This is a genomic window from Acidisphaera sp. S103 (assembly GCF_009765975.1).
GTDB lineage: Bacteria > Pseudomonadota > Alphaproteobacteria > Acetobacterales > Acetobacteraceae > Rhodopila.
In genome coordinates this window covers 1-270 of the sequence record NZ_LMUJ01000004.1, presented here as the reverse complement: position 1 = coordinate 270, position 270 = coordinate 1, and the positions used below count along the sequence as shown (strand labels likewise).

Annotated in this window: 1 protein-coding gene; it reads left to right on the top strand. The window is 59.6% G+C overall.

Translation table 11 applies throughout. The annotated features are described in order from the left end of the window. Positions 1–235, top strand: a 235-nt coding sequence (locus GSQ89_RS00040) for an ATP-binding protein (RefSeq protein WP_158920653.1), incomplete at its 5' end; no start/stop codon positions are given. Positions 236–270 lie beyond the last annotated feature (35 nt).

Sequence of the window (270 nt, the reverse complement as noted above, 5' to 3'; positions counted from 1 at the left end):
CACCGCCAACCAGCCGTTCGGCGCGTGGGGCAAGGTTTTCCCAGATCCCGCGATGACGCTGGCCGCCGTGGATCGGTTGGTCCATCACGCAACGATCTTCGAAATCAACGTCGAAAGCTACCGGCGGCGAGCGGCGCTTGAGCGCAAACACAAAGGCCCGGGGCGCCCGCCCGATCACGCGACGACCAAGGACACGGTTGGTTTGTCGCTCCGCGACAATCAAAACAAAACTTAGTTCTTGTCAGCGACAATCAGACCGAACATCATGAA